Below are 19,864 nucleotides of genomic sequence, written 5' to 3'. Positions count from 1 at the left end.
CGAACGGGGGCGTCCGCACGGCGCGTGCGCCGGGCGTCCCGAGCGCACGCCGGTGGCACGCTACCGCTGCCCCCCGCGCATCGTCGCAGGTCGTGCCACTTCTCGGGGGCGAATCCCGACAATCCGTCGCCCTGCACGATGGGAAGATCGTATCTGTGGGTTGACGAATGGTCACCCTGCGCAGCAGACTGCCGGGGTAACGCAGGACCGACCCTCGCATCGGCCCCGCCCGTTCGCGCGCCCGGCCACGACGGAGCCGGTGGAACTCGCCCCCGCAGAACCCTCCCCTCGACGACGTGGTGGACGCCTGTGCCTGTAGACCCCCGGCGGAGCCTGTCCGCCGCCGCCCCCCGAGGCGGGCCGACGCCCGTGGGCGTGCTCGCCTCGGTCGCGGCGCGGGCCAGGCGCAGGGCTCTGCGGGCGGGGGATCCCGAGGTCGACACGGGGCATCTGCTGCACGCGTTACTCGAGTCGGACGATTCCGCGCTCGGCGTGGCCGCGCCGCTCCCCGTGCAGGCGACCCGGCTGATGGGCTACCTCGTGCAGCGCAGCATCGGCTTCGGGCGGCTCTGGCGGATGGGGGAGGGCGTCGCCGACCGCGAGTCCGAGCGCTCGGCGGGGCTCGCCTGGAGCGCCTCCGCCGCGCGGGCGCTGGAACGGGCCGGACACGGGGGCGTCGGCACCGTGCTGGACCTGCTCGGCGAGCTGGCCGCGATAGCGGACTCCCGGGCGGCCGAGATCCTGCGCGGCGCGGCGATCGACCCGGGCGCCGTGGTCCAGCGCTGCCGCGCGCAGGCCGCGGAGCGGGCGAGCTGGTAGGGCTCGGCCTGACCCGCGCCCGACCCGCGCCCTGACCTGCACACCGGCCCGGCCCCGGGCGTACCCTGACGCGGTGACGCCCACTGAGACGCAACTCCGCACCCCACGACTACTCCTGGCCGCGCCGGGCGCCGAGCACGCCGACGCGGTGCTGCGGCTGGCCAGCGATCCGGACGTGGCGCTGTGGAATCCGCTGCGCGGGGTGACCGACGAGGCGAGCGCGCGGGACTGGTGCCTGCGCGCGGCGGACTGGACCGACGGAACGCACGCCACCTTTCTGATCCTCGACAACGGGGGCGAGGGCGGCAGCGCGAGCGGCGCGGTGGCCGGCGAGCGCGCCGTGCTGGGCAACATCGCGGTGCACAGCGTCAACGAGCGCAGCGCGTCGGCCGAGGTGGGTTACCGGGTGGCGCCGGAGGCGCGCGGACGCGGGTTCGCCGTGGAGGCGCTCCTGGCCGTCTCCACCTGGGCGTTCGAAGCGTTCGGTGTGGTCAGGCTCGAGCTGTGCCACGCGGCGGAGAACCCGGCGTCCTGCCGGGTGGCGGAACGGTCGGGCTTCCTGCACGAGGGCACGCTGCGGCTCTCCTACCGCTACGGGGACGGCCTGCTCCACGACGAACACATCCACGGCCGCCTGGTGACCGACGACGTCACCCAGCTGGGGTGACGTCGTCGGACCGCCAGGCGGCCGCGGATGTCGTCCTGCGTGCCGCACGGGGACGGTGATCCGGTCCGTCAGGGAGCGGGCTGCCCGCCGTCGGCCGGGGGCGGAGGCTGCTCGTCGACCCCCAGTTGCTTCTTGGCCTGGTCCTGGACCATGTCGACCTGGCTGGCGTACTTTCCGTCGGTCTTCGAGTCGATCATGTCTCCGGCCTTGTCCACGGCCTGGCCGGCCTGGCTCTCATGGCCTTTGAGCATGCTCTTGACCTTGTCGAGAACGCTCATGGCAGATCTCTCCTCCCGGGTTCGGTACGACCACCTTGCGCCGGGACCGCCGGGGCCGCCACTCGGGCGGAACGGCTCAGGCCCGTCCTCACCGCCCCGACCGGCCGGTCCGCCCCGTCCGCGCGGCGATCGTGTGGTTGATGCGTTCGATCACGTCGCCGTCCTTGACCAGCAGGCCGACCGTGACTCTCACGGTGATCCGCTGGTCGCGCCGCTTGGCGTGCGCGAAGGTCAGCGTCGGCGGCGTGCGCCGCGGAAAGCGGCCGGAGCCGGGGGAGAGAACGATCGGCAGCATCGCGTCCACGGGCAGCACCAGCACCCGCAGCCGCCGCCAGTAGCGTTGCCGGACCGCCCGCACGGGACTGGTCGGCCACTGACCGTCCACCCGGAACCGCCGGTCGTAGGTACGGAACCGCCAGCGCCGAGGAATGACGGCCACCGTCTCCCCGGAGTACACGATCAGACAGTGCCGGCAGCGCAGCGAGATCTCATGGCTCAGCCCCATACGAGACCACCCCCCGCGCCACCATGCACCCGCCGGCGTCGCCGAGGCCAGATCCCGGCGGAATCGGCGCGTTCCCGGGGCGGCGGACGCGCTGTGGGAACTGGGGTTGCGCCCTGGCAGGTGCGGGGCGACGCTTCTGTGCAACAGCGCGGTGCGGCGGGTCGAAGGAGCAGGTGGGAGCGGTATGGGTGAGGTATCCGGATCCGAGCTTCCCGTGCAGGTCGGCCTTTTCGGGGACGATCACCAGTACCGGCTGATCTCCTTCCGTGGCGCGCACCATGTGCCCATGTCCCGCCGTGAGTTCGAGGAGCGGATGGAGGAGGACTACCCCGGGGAGGACCCCTACTCGCCGGACCTGGTCTCCTGGCTCGACCACCCCGGCCAGTGGCCCGGCGACGACTGAGCCGCTCGGCGGCTGTGTCGCGCGACGACTGGGCCCGGCGGGGGACTGTGATTGTCGACAGCCGTCGACCGCGGAGCCCGGTCGGCGACGATGGACGGCGGCCACGGAGCCTCTCGAGACCTTCGCCCCGCCCTGGCCCGGGTTCTGCCCGGCGGGTCACGCGGTCCCGGCCACGCCCGTCCCGCCCAGCCGCGCGGCCACCCAGGTGTGGAAGGCCCGGATGTGGTGCTCGCTCGGCACCAGCACGCCGCCACGCGCGTAGGCGCGTGAGGACATGCCGGGCTGGCAGCGTTCGCAGGCGTCGAAGTCCTGCTGGTTGACCCGGTGGAACAGTTCCACCGAGCGGGACAGGTCGGTCCCGGCCTCGACGACGTCCGCGCGGAACAGCCAGTCGCACTCCACGACCGTGCGGTCGGCCGCCAGCGGGAACATCCGCAGCACGATGACCTGGTCGGGCACCAGGTTGATGAAGGTCTGCGGCTTCACGGTGACGGCGTAGTAGCGGCGGTCCTGCTCGGGGGCGACGGTCTCGATCCGCGTCACGCCCGCGCTGCCGTCGACGGTGAACCCCTCCGCCGTGGGCGCGAACTGCGCGCCGTGGCCGACGTAGTACTGGGCCGCGTAGCCGCGCGCGAACTCCGGCAGCACGTCCGTGAGTTCGGGGTGGATGGTGGCGCAGTGGTAGCACTCCATGAAGTTCTCGACGATCAGCTTCCAGTTCGCCGCCACGTCGTAGCGGATCCTCCGCCCGACCGCCAGGTCCCCTGACTGGTAGCGGTCGATCGCGGTGGGGTCGCCCAGGCGTTCGGTGGCCGCGCCGATGACGTCCTGCTCGAAGGCGGGCGGCTCGTCCGCGAGGCAGACCCACACATAGCCGAGCCACTCGCGGACGTGGACCGGGATCAGTCCGTAGGTCTGCCGGTCGATGTCCGGCATGGTGGCCAGGTTGGGCGCGGCGACCAGGCGGCCGTCCAGGTCGTAGGACCAGGCGTGGTACGTGCAGCGCAGCGTACGCCTGACCTCCCCGGACTCCTCGGTGCAGATCCGCGCCCCGCGATGCCGGCACACGTTCAGGAAGGCCCGCACCGCGCCGTCGCGCGACCGGGTGACGATCACGCTCTCCCGGCCGACCTGCACGGTGCGGAAACGTCCCGGCGTCTCCACGTCGGAGGCGCGGACGGCGCAGAACCAGAGCGCCTCGAAGATCCGCTCCTGCTCGGCGGCGAAGACCTCGGCCGAGGTGTAGGCGTCGCCGGGCAGGGTGCTGAGCAGGCTGGGCGGGAGCTCGGTCGCGGTCACGGCGGGGCGTCCTCTCTGCGGGCGGGCGATGGGTGCACCGGGCGGAGCTGTCGGCGGGCACGGCGGTTGCCGGTCGGGCCCGAAGGTCGTCGCGAGCCGATCCGACGGTCCCCGCGAGTCGACCCGACGACCCTGCGGCCCGACGGCGGGCCGAACGGGCCGCCGGACCGGCGCTAGCTGCGGATCCGGGTCATGTCCGGGTCGAAGAGCGGCTCCGCCGCGACCCGGGCCGGCAGCCGGTCGCCGAAGTACTCCACCTCGACCCGTGTGCCGGGGACGGCCGCGGCCGCCGGCAGCCAGGCGTAGGCGATCGAGGCCCCGATGCTGTAGCCGTACGCCGCACTGGTCACGTAGCCCACCGGTTCGCCGTCCAGACGGACCGGCTCGCGGCCCATGACCACCGCCTCGGGGTCGTCCAGCAGCAGCGGGCGGAGCCTGCGGGCGACGCGGGACTCGTCGAGTCCGAGCAGCGCCTCCCGGCCGAGGAAGGGGCCCTTCTCCATCCGCACGGCGAAGCCGAGCCCGGCCTCGTACGGGTTGTGCTCGGCGGTCAGGTCGGTGCCCCAGGAGCGGTAGCCCTTCTCCAGCCGCATGCTGTTGAAGGCGCTGCGCCCCGCCGCGACGACGCCGAGGGGCCGGCCGGCGCGCCACAGCGTGTCCCACAGCCGCTGGCCCAAGTCGGCGCTGGTGTAGAGCTCCCAGCCGAGCTCGCCGACGTAGGAAAGCGGCATCGCGGTGACCGGCACCTCGCCGACGAAGGCCCGCCTGGCCTTGAAGTAGCCGAAGCCGCGGTGCGAGAAGTCCGTCTCGGTCAGCGGCTGGACCAGTTCGCGGGCCAGCGGGCCCCACACGCCGACGCAGCAGGTGCCGGCGGTGATGTCGCGGACCTGGACCGAGCCGTCGCCGGGCAGATGGCGGCGGAACCAGTCCAGGTCCACGGGTCCGTTCGCGCCGACCTGGAACAGGTCGGCCGCGAGCCGGGCCACGGTCAGGTCGCTGCGCACCCCGCCCGAGCGGTCCAGCAGCAGGGTGTAGACGACCGAGCCGACCGGACGCTCCAGTTGATTGCTGGTCAGGTACTGCAGGAACGCCAACGCCCCCGGCCCGCTCACCTCCAGCCGCTTCAGCGGTGTCATGTCGAAGAGCCCGACGCCCTCGCGTACGGCCAGCGCCTCGGCGCCCGCGATCGGGGACCAGTAGCGCGAGGCCCACTCCCCGCGTCCGGGGACCCGGGCCAGCTGCGGCAGTGCCGCGTTCGACGCGTACCAGTGGGGACGCTCCCAGCCGCCCGCCTCGAGGAAGACCGCGCCGAGCTCGCGCTGGCGTGCGTGGAAGGGCGAGACCCGCAGCGGGCGGGGCTCCTCCATGGGCTGCAGCGGGTGCAGGATGTCGTAGACCTCGACGAAGTTCTGGCAGCTGCGCCGCCGCACGTAGGCGGGGGCGAGCTGGACCTCGTCGAAGCGGTTCAGCTCGCACTCGTGCACGTCGGCGCCGGGTTCGCCGTCGACGAGCCACTGCGCCATCGCCCTGGCCACGCCTGCCGAGTGGGTGACCCAGACGGCCTCGGCGACCCAGAAGCCGCGCAGCTCCGGGGCCTCGCCCAGCAGCGGGAAGCCGTCCGGGGTGAAGGAGAAGACCCCGTTGATGCCCTCCTCCACCCTCGCGCCGCCGAGTGCGGGCAGCAGGCTGCGGGCCTCCTGCCAGGCGGGCGCGAAGTCCTCCTCGGTGAAGGGCAGTACGGACGGCATCGCCGTGCCGTCCGGCAGCTTCTCGACGTCGACCGGCAGCGGCCGGTGCGCGTAGGAGCCGATGCCGAGGCGGTCGACGTGCTCGCGGAAGTAGAGGTCCCGGTCCTGGTGCCGCAGGATCGGGCGGGAGGCCTCCGCCGCCTCGGAGTTGACGCCCGCCAGGGCGGCGAGCGGGGTGGTGCGGGCGTACTGGTGGGCGAGGGGGAGCAGCGGCACGGTCAGTCCGGCCATCCGCCCGAGCCCGGGCCCCCAGAAACCCGCGCAGCTGACGACGAGGTCGGCGGGGAAGTCGCCCTGGTCGGTGACGACGCCGGTGACCTTCCCGTGCACCGAGGTGATGCCGGTGACGGTGTGCCCGCCGAGGAAGCGGGCGCCGCGGCCCGTGGCGCGCCGGGCCTGGGCCTCGCCCGCGTGGACGGCCCTGGTCAGGCCGTCGTCCGGGGTGTGGAACCCGGCCAGCACGCGCGCGCGGTCGAGGAGCGGGTGCAGCGCCACGCACTCGTCCGGATCGAGCAGCCGCCCGCGCACGCCCCAGGAGGCGGCGAAGCCGGCCCGGCGCTGCAGCTCCGCGACCCGCTCCGGGGTGGTGGCGACCTCCAGCCCGCCGACCGGGAGGTAGCACGGTCGACCGTCGAGTGTCAGCTCGCGGTACTTGGCCACGGTGTAGGCGGCGAACTCGGTCATCGCCTTGGACGGGTTGGTCTGGAACACCAGGCCCGGAGCGTGCGAGCTGGAGCCGCCGGTGGCGAAGAGAGGGCCCCGGTCCAGCACGGTGACGTCCTGGAGGCCGCGGGAGGTGAGCTCGTCGGCGAGCGCGCAGCCGACGATGCCCGCGCCGATCACCACGACCTTCGGTTGGGCTGCCACGTGGTTCGTCCCCTCTGTCGGTCCGGTGCGCGGTGTCGGAACCAGGTCTGCACGGTCGGTGTTGCGGATGACGCATGGCAGTGCGGGATATGAAACAGAGTCGGCGGCCACCGCGCGGCATGTCAAGGGCGCGTCCGACGGCTCGTCAAAGCTGGCTTGGATTGGGGTAGTTGCGCTGCTGCCAGGACCCTTGACACCCCTTCGGGGCGCTCCTCATACTCGGCGGCACGTTGCGCATCGAGGCGGCTGTCTCACTTGGCGCAACCCTCCTGAGGAGGCGGCCATGCGTCCCGACACCACGAGCGCCGTCAGGCCCGGCGACGACACCCACGACCTGGCCCGGTTCGGATACAAGCAGGAGCTGGAGCGTTCGCTCGGCTCCTTCTCCAGTTTCGCGGCCGGATTCAGCTACATCTCGATCATGACCGGCGTGTTCCAGCTCTTCGGGTTCGGCTTCGGCGCGGGCGGGCCCGCGTTCATCTGGAGCTGGCCGCTGGTCTTCCTCGGTCAGCTCTGCGTCGCGCTCTGTTTCGCCGAGATGGCCGGGCAGTTCCCGCTGGCCGGCGGCGTCTACCAGTGGTCCAAGCAGATCGCCCGCCCGGTGACCTCCTGGATGGCCGGCTGGATCATGGCGATCGGCGCGGTCGTGACGGCGGCGGCCGTGGCCGTCGCCTACCAGGTGATCCTGCCGCAGGTGTCGCTCGCCTTCCAGATCGTCGGCGGCGCGGCCGACGCGGGGCTGACCAACACCCCGGCGGGCGCGAAGAACGCGATCCTGCTCGGCCTCGGCCTGGTCGTCTTCACGACTGTCGTCAACATCGTCGGCGTGCGGCTGATGGCGAAGATCAACAACCTCGGCGTCGCCGTCGAACTCACCGCGGTCACCCTGCTCATCGTGATGCTGGCCGTGCACATCAAGCGCGGCCCGCAGATCGTGCTGCACACCCAGGGCGCCGGGGCGGGCACCTCGCTGGGCTACCTCGGCGGCTTCATGATCGCCTCGATCATGAGCGCCTACGTCTTCTACGGCTTCGACACGGCGGGCGCGCTGGCCGAGGAGACCCTCGAACCGCGCCGCCACGCGCCGCGGGCGATCCTGCGCGCGCTGACCGCCGCCTTCGTCGCGGGCGGCCTGCTGATGCTGATCGGCATGATGGCGGTGGGCAACATCAAGGCGCAGGAGCTCGGCACCCTCGGCATGCCGTACCTGATCAAGTCCACGCTGGGCAACGGCCTGGGCGACGTCTTCCTGGTCTGCTCGGCCATCGCCGTCACCGTCTGCTGCCTCGCCGTGCAGACGGCCGCGATCCGGCTGGTGTTCGCGATGGCCAGGGACGGTCGGCTGCCCTTCGGCCGGGCCATGTCGCAGGTGTCGAAGCGCTCGCGGACCCCGGTCGTCCCGGCCCTGCTGACCGGGGTGCTGACGATCGTGCTGCTGCTGGTCAACATCGGCAACCAGCGCGCCTTCTACATCCTGACCTCGGTCGCGATCATCCTCTTCTACATCCCCTACCTGATGGTCACCGCGCCGATGCTGCTGCGGCGGCTGCGCGGGGACTGGCCCGCCGACGGCCACGGGCCGTGGTTCAACCTGGGCCGCTGGGGCCTGCCGGTGAACCTGGTCGCCGTCGTCTACGGCGCGGCGATGACCGTCAACCTGGCCTGGCCGCGGGCCGCCGTCTACGGCAACGACCACTGGTACTTCCAGTGGGGCGCGATCGTCTTCACCGCGGTCATCGTCGCCGTCGGCCTCGGCCTCTACCTGCGTTACCGACGTGCCGCCGCGGCGGCGCCGGTCCTGGTGCCGGTTCCCCCGCCCGCCGCGGAGCGGCCGGCCGAGGGCTGACCGGCCGGCGCGCCGGCGCCCGTCGACGAGTGTGGAGGTCGTCGACGGGCACCGGCGCGTCGCCGCGGCTCAGGAACCGAAGGGGTTCCCGCCCAGCTGGAGACCGCCGTTGAGGACCACCTCAGTGATCTTGAAGTCGGTGGAGTCCGCCCACTTCGTGGGCTTGGTCGCCCCGTCCACCAGCGCGTTGATGGAGGGGATGGCGTCCGGCACCGTCCCGGCGATCCACTCGGGCACCTTCTCCAGCACCGCCGCCACCGCCGAGACCACGCCGCCGACCAGCAGCGCGATCAGCACCCGCGCCACCACCCGCTCCACCGAGGTCACCACGCCGCCGACCACCGCGCCGATCACGGCGAGGACGATGTCGGCGATGGCCTCGGTGATGGTGACCCAGGAGGCCACCGTGTACCAGGTCTTCTCGTCGGTCGGCTTGCTCTGGACCCAGGTCAGCGACTGGCTGCCGTCCGCCTTCGTGGCCAGCGTCATGGTGTTGTAGTAGGTGATCTCGCAGTAGGCGTCGATTCCCGGCGAGATCGGGGTGTGGATGTAGAGGTAGGTCTCCATGGTGGCGCCGCTGAGCGTCATCGTGAACGAGGTGACGTTCGGCGTGTAGTTCACGCCCGCCACGCTCACCGCGTCCAGGTTGAAGCTGGAGGTGGCGGAGATCTGCGTGTCGTCGTTACCCAGCACGAACGTGCCCTTGGCCGCGTGCGGGAACTCGATCGGCAGGCCCGGCAGCGCCATCTTCGACATGAACCGCTCCAACGAGAGGTTGAAGCTCGCCCGCGCGCCCTCCGGGATGGCGCCGGCGGAGATCTCCTGGATCGCCTCCTCGGAGCTGCGGCCCTCGGTCATGCACAGCACGCCGAGCAGCGCGTGGTTGATGTTGGCGTTGTCGATGTAGGCGTAGTCGGTCTCGGTCGGGCTCAGCCAGGCGAAGTCGCCGGAGGCCTCCTCGACGCCCAGGTTGACGGTGGCGAAGACCTGCTGGAACTTCTGCAGGTTCGCGTTGAACCACTTCGCCAGCAGCTGCTCCAGTACGTTGTCCAGCGCCGGGTCGGCGGGCGTGGGCGAGGTGTAGGTCACCGAGGAGACGGTGACCACCGGGTCGTCGGGACTGCCGCCGGTCGCACGGACCTTGAGGTTGTTCGGCGTGGTCCCGTCCGGGTTCGGCGGCTGCGGGATGTAGACCAGCTTCACCTCGACGTAGGCCACCCCGCCGGCCACCGCGATGTGGTTGGTCCCCGAGCTGATCTGCGCGGTGAAGGGGATGTGCATGCGGACGATCGAGCCCGAGCCGCCGGTCGCCATCGACCAGGTGCCGAAGGTCCCGGTGCCGGAGATCGCCGGCGAGAAGAGCGAGGCGGGCAGCTCGGCCGACCAGCTGGTCGGCGAGGTCTTCTTGTCCGCGATCGCGCGGTTCACGTCGGGCAGCGGGATCACGTAGACGCTGTCCCAGCCGTTGGTGCTGTAGGGGACGGCGCCCGCGGCCGCGACCGCCTTCATGCTGGTGCCCTGCACGGCCCGGTGCGCGGGGCTGGTGCGCTCGGCGCTGGCCTTCAGGTGCTCGATCTCGATCCGGTAGACCTTGTCCTCGTCGATGTGCGGGAGGAAGTGCTGCTTGGGCTGCACGGGCATGGACGTACCTCGTTCCTCGGTGGAGGGCGGGATGAAGGAAGAACTCAGGAGAACCGCGGGGCGCGGGGCGGCCGGGCCGGCGCGGAGCGCCGCGTCGGCGGGCCACCCGGGGCGGGGGTTCGAGTGGATCCGTGGTTCGCAGCGCGTCGGCGGTTCTCAGCCGGTCGGCGGTGCGCGCGGGGCCAGGACGAGTCGTGGCGCCGGGACGGCGGGGGCGGGCTCAGGCGAGCGTGCCGCCCAGCATCAGCGAGCCGTCGAGTCCGGCACCGGTGACGGTGGAGCCGGCCGCGTCCAGCCAGCGGACGTTGCGCGCCGGCAGCGCGCCGAGGCCGACCGTGCCCATTCTGCTGTTGAGCGCGGACGAGAGGCTCTCCACGATGACCGCGACCACGGCCTGGGTGATGCCCTCGACGATCAGGCCGCCGGCCCAGAACCACCAGGGGATGGACGCCGAGTGTCCGGAGCGGGCGTTCGGGTCCCCGTCGACCACCAGCCGCTGCCCGGCCGGGTCGAAGCGTACGAGGTGCTGGCTCGTGGACCACCAGTTCATGGAGATCCCCGCCTTGAGGTCGCAGTCACCGCTGACCTGGACGGCGAGCGCGCTCCCGACGACGCCGACGCGCAGCTGGGAGACCCGGGGCGTGTACCAGATCGCGCCCTCCTTCACCGACTGGGTGGAGAAGGGGTGGGCGGCGGTGATCTGATGGGCGTTCGGGTCGAAGCCGAAGCAGCCGGGGTCCGCGCCGCCGCCGAAGACTTGCGGCAGGCCGGGCGCGATCAGGTGCCGCAGGAACAGGTCGGGCGAGACGGCCAGCGCCACCTGGGGACCGCCGCCCAGCACCTCGGGGTCGACGGTGTGTTGCAGCCCGGTGATGTCGCGGGCGTCGGTGGTGCTGAGCACGGCCAGCCAGCCGTGTCCGCCGGCGGTCTCCAGGTAGAGGAAGGCCGACCGCACCGGCGCGAGCCACGCGTCGGCGTCCGCGCCGAGCGGGTCGAGCGAGGCGAAGACGAACGAGACCTCAGCGGCGTTGGCGGCGAGCGCCGCGACGACGCCGTTCAGCACCAGTCCCTGGCCGATGGCGCCGAGTTTGGCGAGGGTGTCGGACGGCCCGTCGAGGTGGACCGGGGTGACCACACCCGGCGTGGGGGCCGCGCCCTGCTCCTGCGCGCCGTGCAGCGAGAACACCAGCCGGTTCCCGCCGTTGACGGGCGTCGGCAGCAGCTCCAGGGCGATGTCGACGACGGCGGTGCAGCCGGTCAGGTCGACGCCGCTCGCCGCGGCGGGCACCACGGCCCCCTCGGCGAACGGGAGCGCGAGCCGCAGCAGACTCCCCGAGCCGCCGGGCACGATCTGCCAGGCGCCGAACCGGCCGTGCAGGTCGAAATTCGTCGACAGAGAATGTCCGGAGTACTTGAATTCGGTGACCAACTGCGCGGCCGACCGTTTCAGTGCAGCATTCGCCGTGTCGACCGATAAAACGCAGACGGTGTCCCACCCGTAAATGTTCATGCCGCCCCCCAGCGGTAAAGACGGTCCAGGGGCCATGCCCCGATCGCAGGGGTTACGCTCCTCTTTTCCGGCAGGCATGTCAATGCTCGGCGTCGGCATATTTCCCTGGCATCCGACGAAAGCAGAGCCGATAGGGACGGGCGTGCGCCGCGAATGAATTTCTGTGAATTCCGCGCCCGGGTGTTCCGGTCGGTCCGTGGGGATACCCGTGTGGCAGGGCGCCGTCACAGCGCGTCAGTCGGAGAGGCGGGCCGCGATGCCGTCGAGGAGGAAGTCGAGTCCGGCGCGGAAGGTCTGGTCGGCGTCCAGGTGCGGGCCGTCGTGGACGAACCTGGCCACGGCGGGGAACCGGCCGGTGGCGAAGACCCGCCGCAGGTAGGGGCCGAAGGCGGCCTGGTACTGCTTCTGGTCGACCCCGGTGGCCCGTTCGGTGCGCCGCTCGGTGACCTCCCGGCGCACCGCGCCGATCACGTAGGCGTTGACCGCGGAGATCGCGGGCACGACGGTGTCCAGCTCGACGCCGCCCATGGCGGACGCCACGGCCTCCCCGGCGGCCAGCGAGTTCGGCCCCAGTTGCGCCCGTCCGCCGAGCAGGTCGGCGAACCACTCGTGCCGGTGGGCGGCCGCCCGGGTGGTCTCGGCGACCGAGCGCAGCGCCGCGCGCCAGTCGTCGCCCTCGGGGCGGATCTCGGCGTAGACGGCGTCGACCATCAGGTCGAGCAGCTCGTCCTTGGTGTCGATGTAGCCGTACAGCCGCATCGGCCCCACGCCGAGCGCGGCGGCGACCTTGCGCAGCGACACCGCCTCCAGGCCGTCCGCGTCGGCCAGCCCCATGGCGGCCCGCACGATCCGGTCACGGCTCAGCGGGGCCGGCGTCGGGCGTTCCTGCGGCTCCGGCCTCTCCCACACCACCATGCGCCGACCTTATCGCGTGGGTGATACGGTGCCGGTCGGCGATACAGTGTATCGATCAATACGGTGAATCGAGGGCAGTCATGACCATCGCCATCGTGGGAGCGGGCCCCGGCGGCCTGACGCTCGCCCGGGTGCTCCACGTGCACGGCATCGACGCCGTGGTGTACGAGCGCGAGGCGTCGCGATTCGCGCGCGGCCAGGGCGGCATGCTCGACATCCACTCCGGCCAGCGGGCGCTGCGCGAGGCGGGTCTGCTCGACCGGTTCTTCGCGATCGCGCGCGGCGAGGGCCAGGACCTGCGGCTGCTCGAACCGGACGGCACCCTGCTGCTCCAGGAGGACACTCCCGACGACGCCCCGCTCACGCGACCCGAGGTCGACCGCGCCGACCTGCGCGACCTGCTGCTGGACTCGCTCCCCGAGGGCACGGTCCGCTGGGGTCACGCCGTCACCTCCGCCGGCGACGGCGTGCTGCGCTTCGCCGACGGCGGCAGCGCGCGGTACGACCTGCTGGTCGGCGCGGACGGCGCGCAGTCCCGGGTCCGCCCCCTGCTCACCGACGCCCGCCCGGCGCCCATCGGCCACAACGTCGTCGAGATCGGCATCCCCGACATCGACCGCACCCACCCCGACCTCGCGGCGATGGTCGGCCGCGGCACGTACTGGGTACTCGGCGACGGCCTCTCCCTGGCGGCCCAGCGCAACGGCGACGGCCGCGTCCGCATCGGCGTCAGCTTCTTCAACACCCCCGCGGACTGGTTCGCCACCAGCGGCATCCCCTTCGACGACCCCGCCGCCGCCCGCGCCCGCCTGATCGAACTCCTCCCCGGCTGGCACCCCCGCTTCGCCGCGCTCATCGCCGCCTGCGACGACATGGTCGTCCCGCGCTCGATCACCTCCCTGCCCATCGGCCTGACCTGGCCCTCGGCCCCGAACGTCACCCTCCTCGGCGACGCGGCCCACCTGATGCCCCCGACGGGCGAGGGCGCCAACATGGCGCTTCTCGACGGCGCCTTCCTCGCCCTGGCGCTGGCCGCGCACGCGGACGACATTCCTGCCGCCGTCAAGGAATACGAGACCGAGATGTTCGCACGCACGGCCGAGGCCGCTCGGAAGTGCGCAAGAATGCACGAATTGAAGTCGTCGCCGGGAGCGAGCCGCAAAATGCTGGCATTCTTCCAGCCGGACAACTGAGAGGTTCCCGACGAAAGGTTTCGGGTGCTGTCCGCGGCCAGATCAGCGTGGCGAGAACGGGCCCAGCCCATTCTTGGTGCAGGACGCCGACGACCGGGCGCTGTGGCTCAGCAACCGTCGCTGGTGGGCCGGAGGGTGAGCGGGGTGCCGGGGCTGCGGCCCAGTGCCTGCTGGTAGTCGGCGGGGGTGACCTGGTACCAGCGGTGGTCCTGGTCGGTGTGGCCGTCCACGTTGTCGAGTTCGACGCACCAGCGCTCGACGGAGACGACCTTGCGGTAGGTCTCGGTCCCGTGCTGGACGCTGATGCACTCGGTGGTTCGCACGGTGGTGGAGGTGGTGGTCCGGCGCTTGCCGCTGCCGGTCGTCCGCCTGACCTGCTTGGTAACGGGATGGCACTCGCTCACCAGGTGGGGCCTGCTGCCCTGTACCGTCCGGACCGGGACATGGCGGCTGGCGGCCAGCGCTCCTGACACCTTGTCGATCACCGGGTCCGATCCGCCGCCAGGTCCACCTTGCGCGCCGGCCGGAGCGCCGGCGGGAGCGTAGACGGGTGCGTCGCCCGGCGTGCCGCTCTGCGCGTCGCTCGGTCCGGTGCAGGCCGCGAGGACGGTGAGCACGGCCAGTGCGCTCACCATCGTGCCGGCTCTCTGCTTACTGCGGTCTCGCATGACTCCCCCGTTCGTGGACACTACCGGTGCGTGAGAGGTCCCCGCAGCGGCCGACCGGCAGTATGCCTGAGCAGGCCGTCGAAGCGGACAAGGGGGTCCCGTGAGCGTCAGCGGGGGGCGAAGGCGGTGCCCAGGGTGGTGCCGACCCAACCCGGCCGCGTCCCCGGCAGGGTGATCACCTCGATGTCGGCGAAGCCGTGCCGCTCCAGCGCCTCCGTCCACTGCTCGTTGCTGAGCATCCATCGGACGATGGCGAGGGCCTCACCCCGATAGCCGTTGCCGTACACGATCTGGGGCCCGAAGCACGGTGCCAGCGGCTCGACGCAGGAGAAGGCGAACCGGCCGCCAGGGGTGAGCCGCGGCAGGACGAGCGGGAGCAGCACGTCGGGGTCGATGAACCACGCGGCGCCCCAGTCGGAAAAGACGCAGTCCCATCGGAGCGCGGTGCGCGCGAGGTAGTCGAGCACGTCCTCCTCGACGAGCGTCACGTTCGGCTCGTCGCTCCACCACCTGCGCGCCCGCTCCATCTGGTGCGGCGAGAAGTCCACGCAGGTCACGTCCACGCCGGTCCGCGCGAGGGCGACCCCGGCGACGCAGCTTGCGGAGCCGATCTCCAGCGCCGTCTTCGGCTCGGCGAGGAACTCGGCGCCGGGGCCGTGGAAGGGATACTGCGTCCAGTGCATCCTGTCGGCGGCCGGCACGCCGCCGCTGTCCTCCCCGGCCTTCGGCCAGAAGGTGTCCCAGTAGTCCTCGGCGGTCCGGTGGTTCGGCTGCTCGGGCACGCGGGCCTCCTGGTCGGCCGGAGGCCGCCGCCTGTCGGAGGCGACGGCTTGTCGGGGGATTCGGTCGAAGCAGCGGGCTCCGTGAGGCCGGAGCGATCCCAGCCGGCCTCGCCGGCCGGCGCCCGTGCGCGAGGGTGCGCTGATCGTTCGTGCCACAGCAGCCGGCCACGGGGTGCCGTCGAGGGCGTGGAGCCGAAGGGTTCGCCTGACCTCGTCCGCTCAGGAAGCACGCCCGTGCAGCGCCGCGAGGAGGAGGTCGAGGTCTCCGCGGGCCGTGTAGGTGCGGATCGGGTCGATGTAGTCGCGTGACTCGATGATGCGACCCTCTCGGACGCGCATCACGAAGACGCAGGGCACCTTGGCCGGGGCGCGGTCCGGCCCGGTGAACTCGTACGCGAACTCGGCGACGATCACCTCGGGATCGGCCGTTTCGTGAACCACGACGTCGACGACACGCCTTCTGGGCGACGACTCCGCGGCGCCCGGCGGCGCCGTGAAGTGCTCGGCGAGCACACGTCGACCGGTCAGCGGCTCGGACTCCGGCATCGCCATCGGGTGCCGGACGTCGGTCACCTCGCCGTACAGCTCGGGCAGTTCCGCCCAGTTCCCTTCGGCGACCCCATGGACAAGCCGGAGAAACACCTCGCGCGGACTCGGACTCACAACAGCCTCCCCCAGTGGTGTCTCCCCGAGGCTAGCCCGCCCGGCGGCCGCCGGTGGGGCGGGTGGGTGGGTGGCCGAGGCGGGCGGAGATCTCCGTGGCGGCGGCGCAGACGGCGGTGGCCGTGGTGCGGAGGCGGGCGCGGGTGAGGCGGAAGGAGGGGCCGGAGGCGCTGAGCGCGCCGACGACCTGGCCGTGGTAGGCGAGCAGCGGGGCGGCCACCGCGTTCAGGCCCGGCTCCAGCTCCTCGACGGTGCTGGCGAAGCCGTCCTGGCGGACGGACTCCAGTTGGGCGCGCAGGGCGGCGGGGTCGGTCAGGGTGCGGTCGGTGTAGCGGGCCAGGGGCGCGGCCAGCGCCTCGTCGAGCAGGGCGGGGGCGAGGTGGGCGAGCAGCACCTTGCCGCTGGACGTCGCGTGCAGCGGGGTCCGCTGGCCGACCCAGTTGTGGGTGGTGAGCGCCGAGGGGCCGAGCACCTGGTCGATGTTGACCGCCGCGTCGCGGTCCAGCACCGCGACGTTGATGGTCTCGCCGAGCTCCGCGGCCAGCCGTTCGCAGACCGGGCGGCTCTGCTGGGAGAGGTCCAGCCGGACCGTCGCCGCTCCCGCGAGCCGGACCAGCCCCAACCCGAGGCGGTACTTGCCGCGCTCGCCGGACTGCTCCAGCAGCCCGCGCAGCTCCAGCGCGGCGGCGAGCCGGAAGGCGGTCGACTTGTGCACGCCCAGTTCGGCGGCGATCTCGGTGACTCCCGACTCGCCGGTGCGAGCCAGGAGTTCGAGTATCGTCACGGCCCGGTCGACCGACTGGACCGGGGACTCACCGTTGCTCATGAGCGTGCCACCGCGCTTCGTCTCGGCTTCGCTCCGGCGGGATGCCGGCTCCGTTCGTTCCTCACCGCGCCGCCCTCCCGCCTGCGCTGCGCCTCGACCCGCCGCTCAGCGTCCCACCGCGCTTCGCTCAGCGTGCCACCGAGCTCATGACGCACCATTATGTCGGTAGAACGGTACGTCCTCCGGAGCCAGCGGGGTGTCGCCCAGGATGAGATCGGCCGCCTTCTCGGCCAGCATCATCACCGGCGCGTAGATGTTGCCGTTCGTGACGTAGCGCATCGCCGAGGCGTCCACCACGTGGAGGCCCTCGACGCCGTGCACGCCCATCGTGGTGGGGTCGACCACCGACATCTCGTCCGTGCCCATCCGGGCCGTGCACGAGGGGTGCAGGGCCGTCTCCCCGTCGCGGGCGACCCAGCCGAGGATCTGCTCGTCGGTCTCGACCTCCGGGCCGGGGGAGATCTCGCCACCGCTGAACGGCGCGAAGGCCGGCTGGCCGAGGATCCGCCGGGTGACCCGGATCGCCTCCACCCATTCGCGCCGGTCCTGTTCGGTGGAGAGGTAGTTGAAGCGCAGTTGGGGCTTGACCCTCGGATCCTTGGAGGTGATCCGCACCGAGCCGCGGGCGTCGGAGTACATCGGCCCGATGTGCACCTGGTAACCGTGGCCGCCGGCCGGTGCCGAACCGTCGTAGCGGACCGCGATCGGCAGGAAGTGGAACATCAGGTTGGGGTAGGCCACCTCCTCGTTGCTGCGCACGAAGCCGCCGCCCTCGAAGTGGTTGGTCGCGCCCGGGCCCTCCCGCAGGAACAGCCAGCGGGCCCCGATGAAGGGCCGCCGCCACATCTTCAGCTGCGGCTGCACCGAGACCGGCTGGGTGCAGGCGTGCTGGACGTAGACCTCCAGATGGTCCTGGAGGTTCTCGCCGACGCCCGGCAGGGCGTGCACCGGCTCGATCCCGAGGCCCGCCGTGAGCTTCGGGTCGCCGATCCCGGAGAGCTGCAGCAGCTGTGGGGAGTTGATCGCGCCGCCGCACAGGATCACCGTGCCCGCGCGGACCTCCTGGACCGCGCCGCCGCGGGTCGGGGAGTACTCGACGCCGACCGCCCGCTTCCCCTCGAAGAGGACCCGGTGCACCAGGGACCTGGTCCGCACCTCCAGGTTGGGCCGACCGAGCACCGGGTGCAGGTAGGCGCGGGCCGCGCTGAGCCTGCGGCCCCGGTGCAGATTGCGGTCGAAGGGGGCGAAGCCCTCCTGGCGGAAGCCGTTGACGTCGTCCGTCAGCGGATAGCCGGCCTGCTGAACGGCCTCGAAGAAGGCCGCGAACAGGGGACTGCTGGCCGGGCCGCGTTCCAGCACCAGCGGGCCGCGGTGACCGCGGAAGCCGGTCTTCTCCTCCTCCTGGTCCGCGAGGCAGTTCTCCATCCGTTTGAAGTAGGGCAGGCAGTGGGCGTAGTCCCAGCTCTCCATGCCCGGATCGGCCGCCCAGCGCTCGTAGTCCAGCGGGTTGCCGCGCTGGAAGATCATGCCGTTGATGCTGCTGGAGCCGCCCAGGACCTTGCCCCGGGCGTGGTAGATCCGCCGGCCGTTCATGTGCGGCTCGGGCTCGGACCGGTACTGCCAGTCGTAGAAGCGGCTGCCGATCGGAAAGGTCAGCGCGGCCGGCATGTGGATGAAGACGTCCCACAGCGAGTCGGGACGCCCCGCCTCCAGGACCAGGACGCGGTGGGCCGGGTCGGCGCTCAGCCGGGCGGCGAGCGCGCAGCCCGCCGATCCGCCGCCGACGATGACGAAGTCGTACCGACGCAGGGTCATCGGGGTTCCTCCACGGAGTGACGACACGTCAATGTTCGACGCAGTGTTGATGGTTACGCAACCCATTGCGTAGTCTGAAACAGCACGAGGAGTTCGCAGCACCACTGCGCCGCGCACCATGCCGACCGCCTGCCGCCAGGAGTCCGGTGATGTCCTCCCAGCCCCCCGACGCCGCTGCCCAGTTGCCCGAACACCCCGACTGGCTCTGGCGCAACCCCGATCCGAAGCCCTCCTACGACGTCGTCATCGTCGGCGGGGGCGGCCACGGCCTCTCGACCGCCTACTACCTCGCCCGCGAGCACGGCCTGCGCAACGTCGCCGTGCTCGAACGCGGCTGGCTGGCGGGCGGCAACATGGCGCGCAACACCACGATCATCCGATCCAACTACCTCTGCGAGGCCAGCGCGGCGATCTACGAGCACGCGCTCGGGCTCTGGGAGCAGTGGCCGCAGGAGCTCGACTACGACTTCCTCTTCAGCCAGCGCGGCGTGCTGAACCTCGCGCACACTCTCCAGGACGTGCGGGAGGGCGTCCGCCGCGTGAACGCCAACCGGCTCGGCGGCGTGGACGCCGAATGGCTGGAGCCGGACCAGGTCAAGGAGTTCTGCCCGATCGTCGACGTCTCGCCGGACGTCCGCCACCCGGTGCTCGGCGCGACCCTGCAACGACGCGGCGGGATCGCCAAACACGACCACGTGGCCTGGGCGCTGGCCCGGCAGGCCGACGCGATGGGCGTCGACCTGATCCAGGGCTGCGAGGTCACCGGCTTCGTCAGGGACGGCGCGGGCGCCGTCGTCGGCGTGGAGACGACCCGCGGCCGCATCGCCGCGGGCCGGGTCGGACTCGCCGCCGCCGGTCACACCAGCGTGCTCGCCGACCTGCTCGGCCTGCGGCTGCCGCTGCAGAGCCATCCGCTGCAGGCGCTGGTCTCCGAACTGCTCGAGCCGGTGCACCCGTGCGTGGTGATGTCCAACCACGTCCACGTCTACGTCAGCCAGGCCCACAAGGGCGAGCTGGTGATGGGGGCCGGCGTCGACTCCTACAACGGTTACGGGCAGCGCGGCTCCATCCACCTGATCGAGCACCAGATGGCGGCGGCGCTGGAGCTGTTCCCGATCTTCGCCCAGGCGCACGTGCTGCGAACCTGGGGCGGCATCGTGGACGTCACGCCCGACGCCTCGCCGATCATCGGGCCCACGCCCGTCGAGGGCCTCTACCTCAACTGCGGGTGGGGCACAGGCGGGTTCAAGGCCACGCCCGCCTCGGGCCGGGTCTACGCCCACACGATCGCCACCGGCAGCCCGCATCCGCTGGCCGCGCCCTTCGGCCTGGACCGCTTCACCACCGGCGCCCTCGTCGACGAACACGGCGCGGCGGCCGTCGCGCACTGACGCCGCCCACCTCACCCACCTCGCCCAC

General features: G+C 72.0%; 18 protein-coding genes. 6 read left to right on the top strand and 12 right to left on the bottom strand.

The genetic code is table 11. The features are described 5' to 3' along the window. Positions 1-309 precede the first annotated feature (309 nt). Both BS83_RS47545 and BS83_RS15010 read left to right on the top strand, forming a co-directional pair. Entirely contained in the window at positions 310-819 is a 510-nt protein-coding gene (locus tag BS83_RS47545; RefSeq protein WP_063774170.1) for a Clp protease N-terminal domain-containing protein, read from the top strand. A gap of 73 nt (positions 820-892) precedes the next feature. Then, positions 893-1,486: a GNAT family N-acetyltransferase gene (locus BS83_RS15010; RefSeq protein ID WP_198035241.1), complete on the top strand. Its 594-nt coding sequence runs from the start codon at positions 893-895 to the stop codon at positions 1,484-1,486. 68 nt (positions 1,487-1,554) lie between these two features. On the opposite strand, the gene BS83_RS15005 is transcribed toward BS83_RS15010, so the two are convergent. Beyond that, entirely contained in the window at positions 1,555-1,764 is a 210-nt protein-coding gene (locus BS83_RS15005; protein WP_037604340.1) for an antitoxin, read from the bottom strand. An 88-nt stretch (positions 1,765-1,852) separates the two neighbouring features. After that, complete coding sequence (locus tag BS83_RS15000; protein WP_037604339.1) at positions 1,853-2,269, bottom strand: hypothetical protein; 417 nt, start codon at positions 2,267-2,269, stop codon at positions 1,853-1,855. A 184-nt stretch (positions 2,270-2,453) separates the two neighbouring features. On the opposite strand from BS83_RS15000, the gene BS83_RS14995 reads away from it, so the two are divergent. Continuing rightward, positions 2,454-2,672, top strand: coding sequence for a hypothetical protein (locus tag BS83_RS14995; RefSeq protein ID WP_051943074.1), 219 nt, complete (start codon positions 2,454-2,456; stop codon positions 2,670-2,672). Positions 2,673-2,828: 156 nt separating this feature from the next. Here the strand turns inward: BS83_RS14995 and BS83_RS14990 are convergent, their stop codons facing one another. Then, a complete protein-coding gene (locus BS83_RS14990) occupies positions 2,829-3,971 on the bottom strand; it encodes an aromatic ring-hydroxylating oxygenase subunit alpha (protein WP_037604338.1) in 1,143 nt (380 codons plus the stop codon). Positions 3,972-4,144: 173 nt separating this feature from the next. Continuing rightward, on the bottom strand, positions 4,145-6,586 hold the full coding sequence (locus BS83_RS14985; RefSeq protein WP_037604337.1) for a GcvT family protein: 2,442 nt from the start codon (positions 6,584-6,586) through the stop codon (positions 4,145-4,147). Between the two features lie 283 nt (positions 6,587-6,869). On the opposite strand from BS83_RS14985, the gene BS83_RS14980 reads away from it, so the two are divergent. Continuing rightward, complete coding sequence (locus BS83_RS14980; RefSeq protein ID WP_051943073.1) at positions 6,870-8,432, top strand: APC family permease; 1,563 nt, start codon at positions 6,870-6,872, stop codon at positions 8,430-8,432. Between the two features lie 69 nt (positions 8,433-8,501). On the opposite strand, the gene BS83_RS14975 is transcribed toward BS83_RS14980, so the two are convergent. The 3 genes from BS83_RS14975 to BS83_RS14965 form a co-directional block, all read right to left on the bottom strand. After that, positions 8,502-10,073: a TULIP family P47-like protein gene (locus BS83_RS14975; RefSeq protein WP_037604336.1), complete on the bottom strand. Its 1,572-nt coding sequence runs from the start codon at positions 10,071-10,073 to the stop codon at positions 8,502-8,504. Positions 10,074-10,293: 220 nt separating this feature from the next. Beyond that, positions 10,294-11,583, bottom strand: coding sequence for a TULIP family P47-like protein (locus BS83_RS14970; protein WP_198035240.1), 1,290 nt, complete (start codon positions 11,581-11,583; stop codon positions 10,294-10,296). Between the two features lie 234 nt (positions 11,584-11,817). After that, entirely contained in the window at positions 11,818-12,498 is a 681-nt protein-coding gene (locus tag BS83_RS14965) for a TetR/AcrR family transcriptional regulator (RefSeq protein ID WP_037604334.1), read from the bottom strand. An 80-nt stretch (positions 12,499-12,578) separates the two neighbouring features. On the opposite strand from BS83_RS14965, the gene BS83_RS14960 reads away from it, so the two are divergent. Then, positions 12,579-13,691, top strand: a complete 1,113-nt coding sequence (locus tag BS83_RS14960; RefSeq protein WP_037604333.1) for an FAD-dependent oxidoreductase — start codon at positions 12,579-12,581, stop codon at positions 13,689-13,691. 107 nt (positions 13,692-13,798) lie between these two features. Here BS83_RS14960 and BS83_RS41845 read toward each other — a convergent pair whose 3' ends face one another. The 5 genes from BS83_RS41845 to betA all read right to left on the bottom strand — a co-directional run bounded on the left by BS83_RS41845 (position 13,799) and on the right by betA (position 18,445). Beyond that, positions 13,799-14,359, bottom strand: a complete 561-nt coding sequence (locus BS83_RS41845; protein ID WP_157597187.1) for a hypothetical protein — start codon at positions 14,357-14,359, stop codon at positions 13,799-13,801. Positions 14,360-14,466: 107 nt separating this feature from the next. Beyond that, positions 14,467-15,141 carry a class I SAM-dependent methyltransferase gene (locus BS83_RS14950; protein WP_037604332.1) on the bottom strand — a complete coding sequence of 225 codons (675 nt, stop codon included), beginning with the start codon at positions 15,139-15,141 and terminating at the stop codon, positions 14,467-14,469. A gap of 219 nt (positions 15,142-15,360) precedes the next feature. Beyond that, positions 15,361-15,804: a nuclear transport factor 2 family protein gene (locus tag BS83_RS14945; RefSeq protein ID WP_037604331.1), complete on the bottom strand. Its 444-nt coding sequence runs from the start codon at positions 15,802-15,804 to the stop codon at positions 15,361-15,363. A gap of 31 nt (positions 15,805-15,835) precedes the next feature. Further along, entirely contained in the window at positions 15,836-16,630 is a 795-nt protein-coding gene (locus BS83_RS14940; protein WP_051943070.1) for an IclR family transcriptional regulator, read from the bottom strand. 144 nt (positions 16,631-16,774) lie between these two features. Continuing rightward, positions 16,775-18,445, bottom strand: a complete 1,671-nt coding sequence (betA, locus tag BS83_RS14935; RefSeq protein WP_037604330.1) for a choline dehydrogenase — start codon at positions 18,443-18,445, stop codon at positions 16,775-16,777. A gap of 149 nt (positions 18,446-18,594) precedes the next feature. On the opposite strand from betA, the gene BS83_RS14930 reads away from it, so the two are divergent. After that, complete coding sequence (locus BS83_RS14930; RefSeq protein WP_037604329.1) at positions 18,595-19,836, top strand: sarcosine oxidase subunit beta family protein; 1,242 nt, start codon at positions 18,595-18,597, stop codon at positions 19,834-19,836. Positions 19,837-19,864: the final 28 nt, after the last annotated feature.

This window comes from Streptacidiphilus rugosus AM-16, from assembly GCF_000744655.1.
Lineage (GTDB): Bacteria > Actinomycetota > Actinomycetes > Streptomycetales > Streptomycetaceae > Streptacidiphilus > Streptacidiphilus rugosus.
This window is presented reverse-complemented; position numbering and strand designations above follow the sequence as displayed.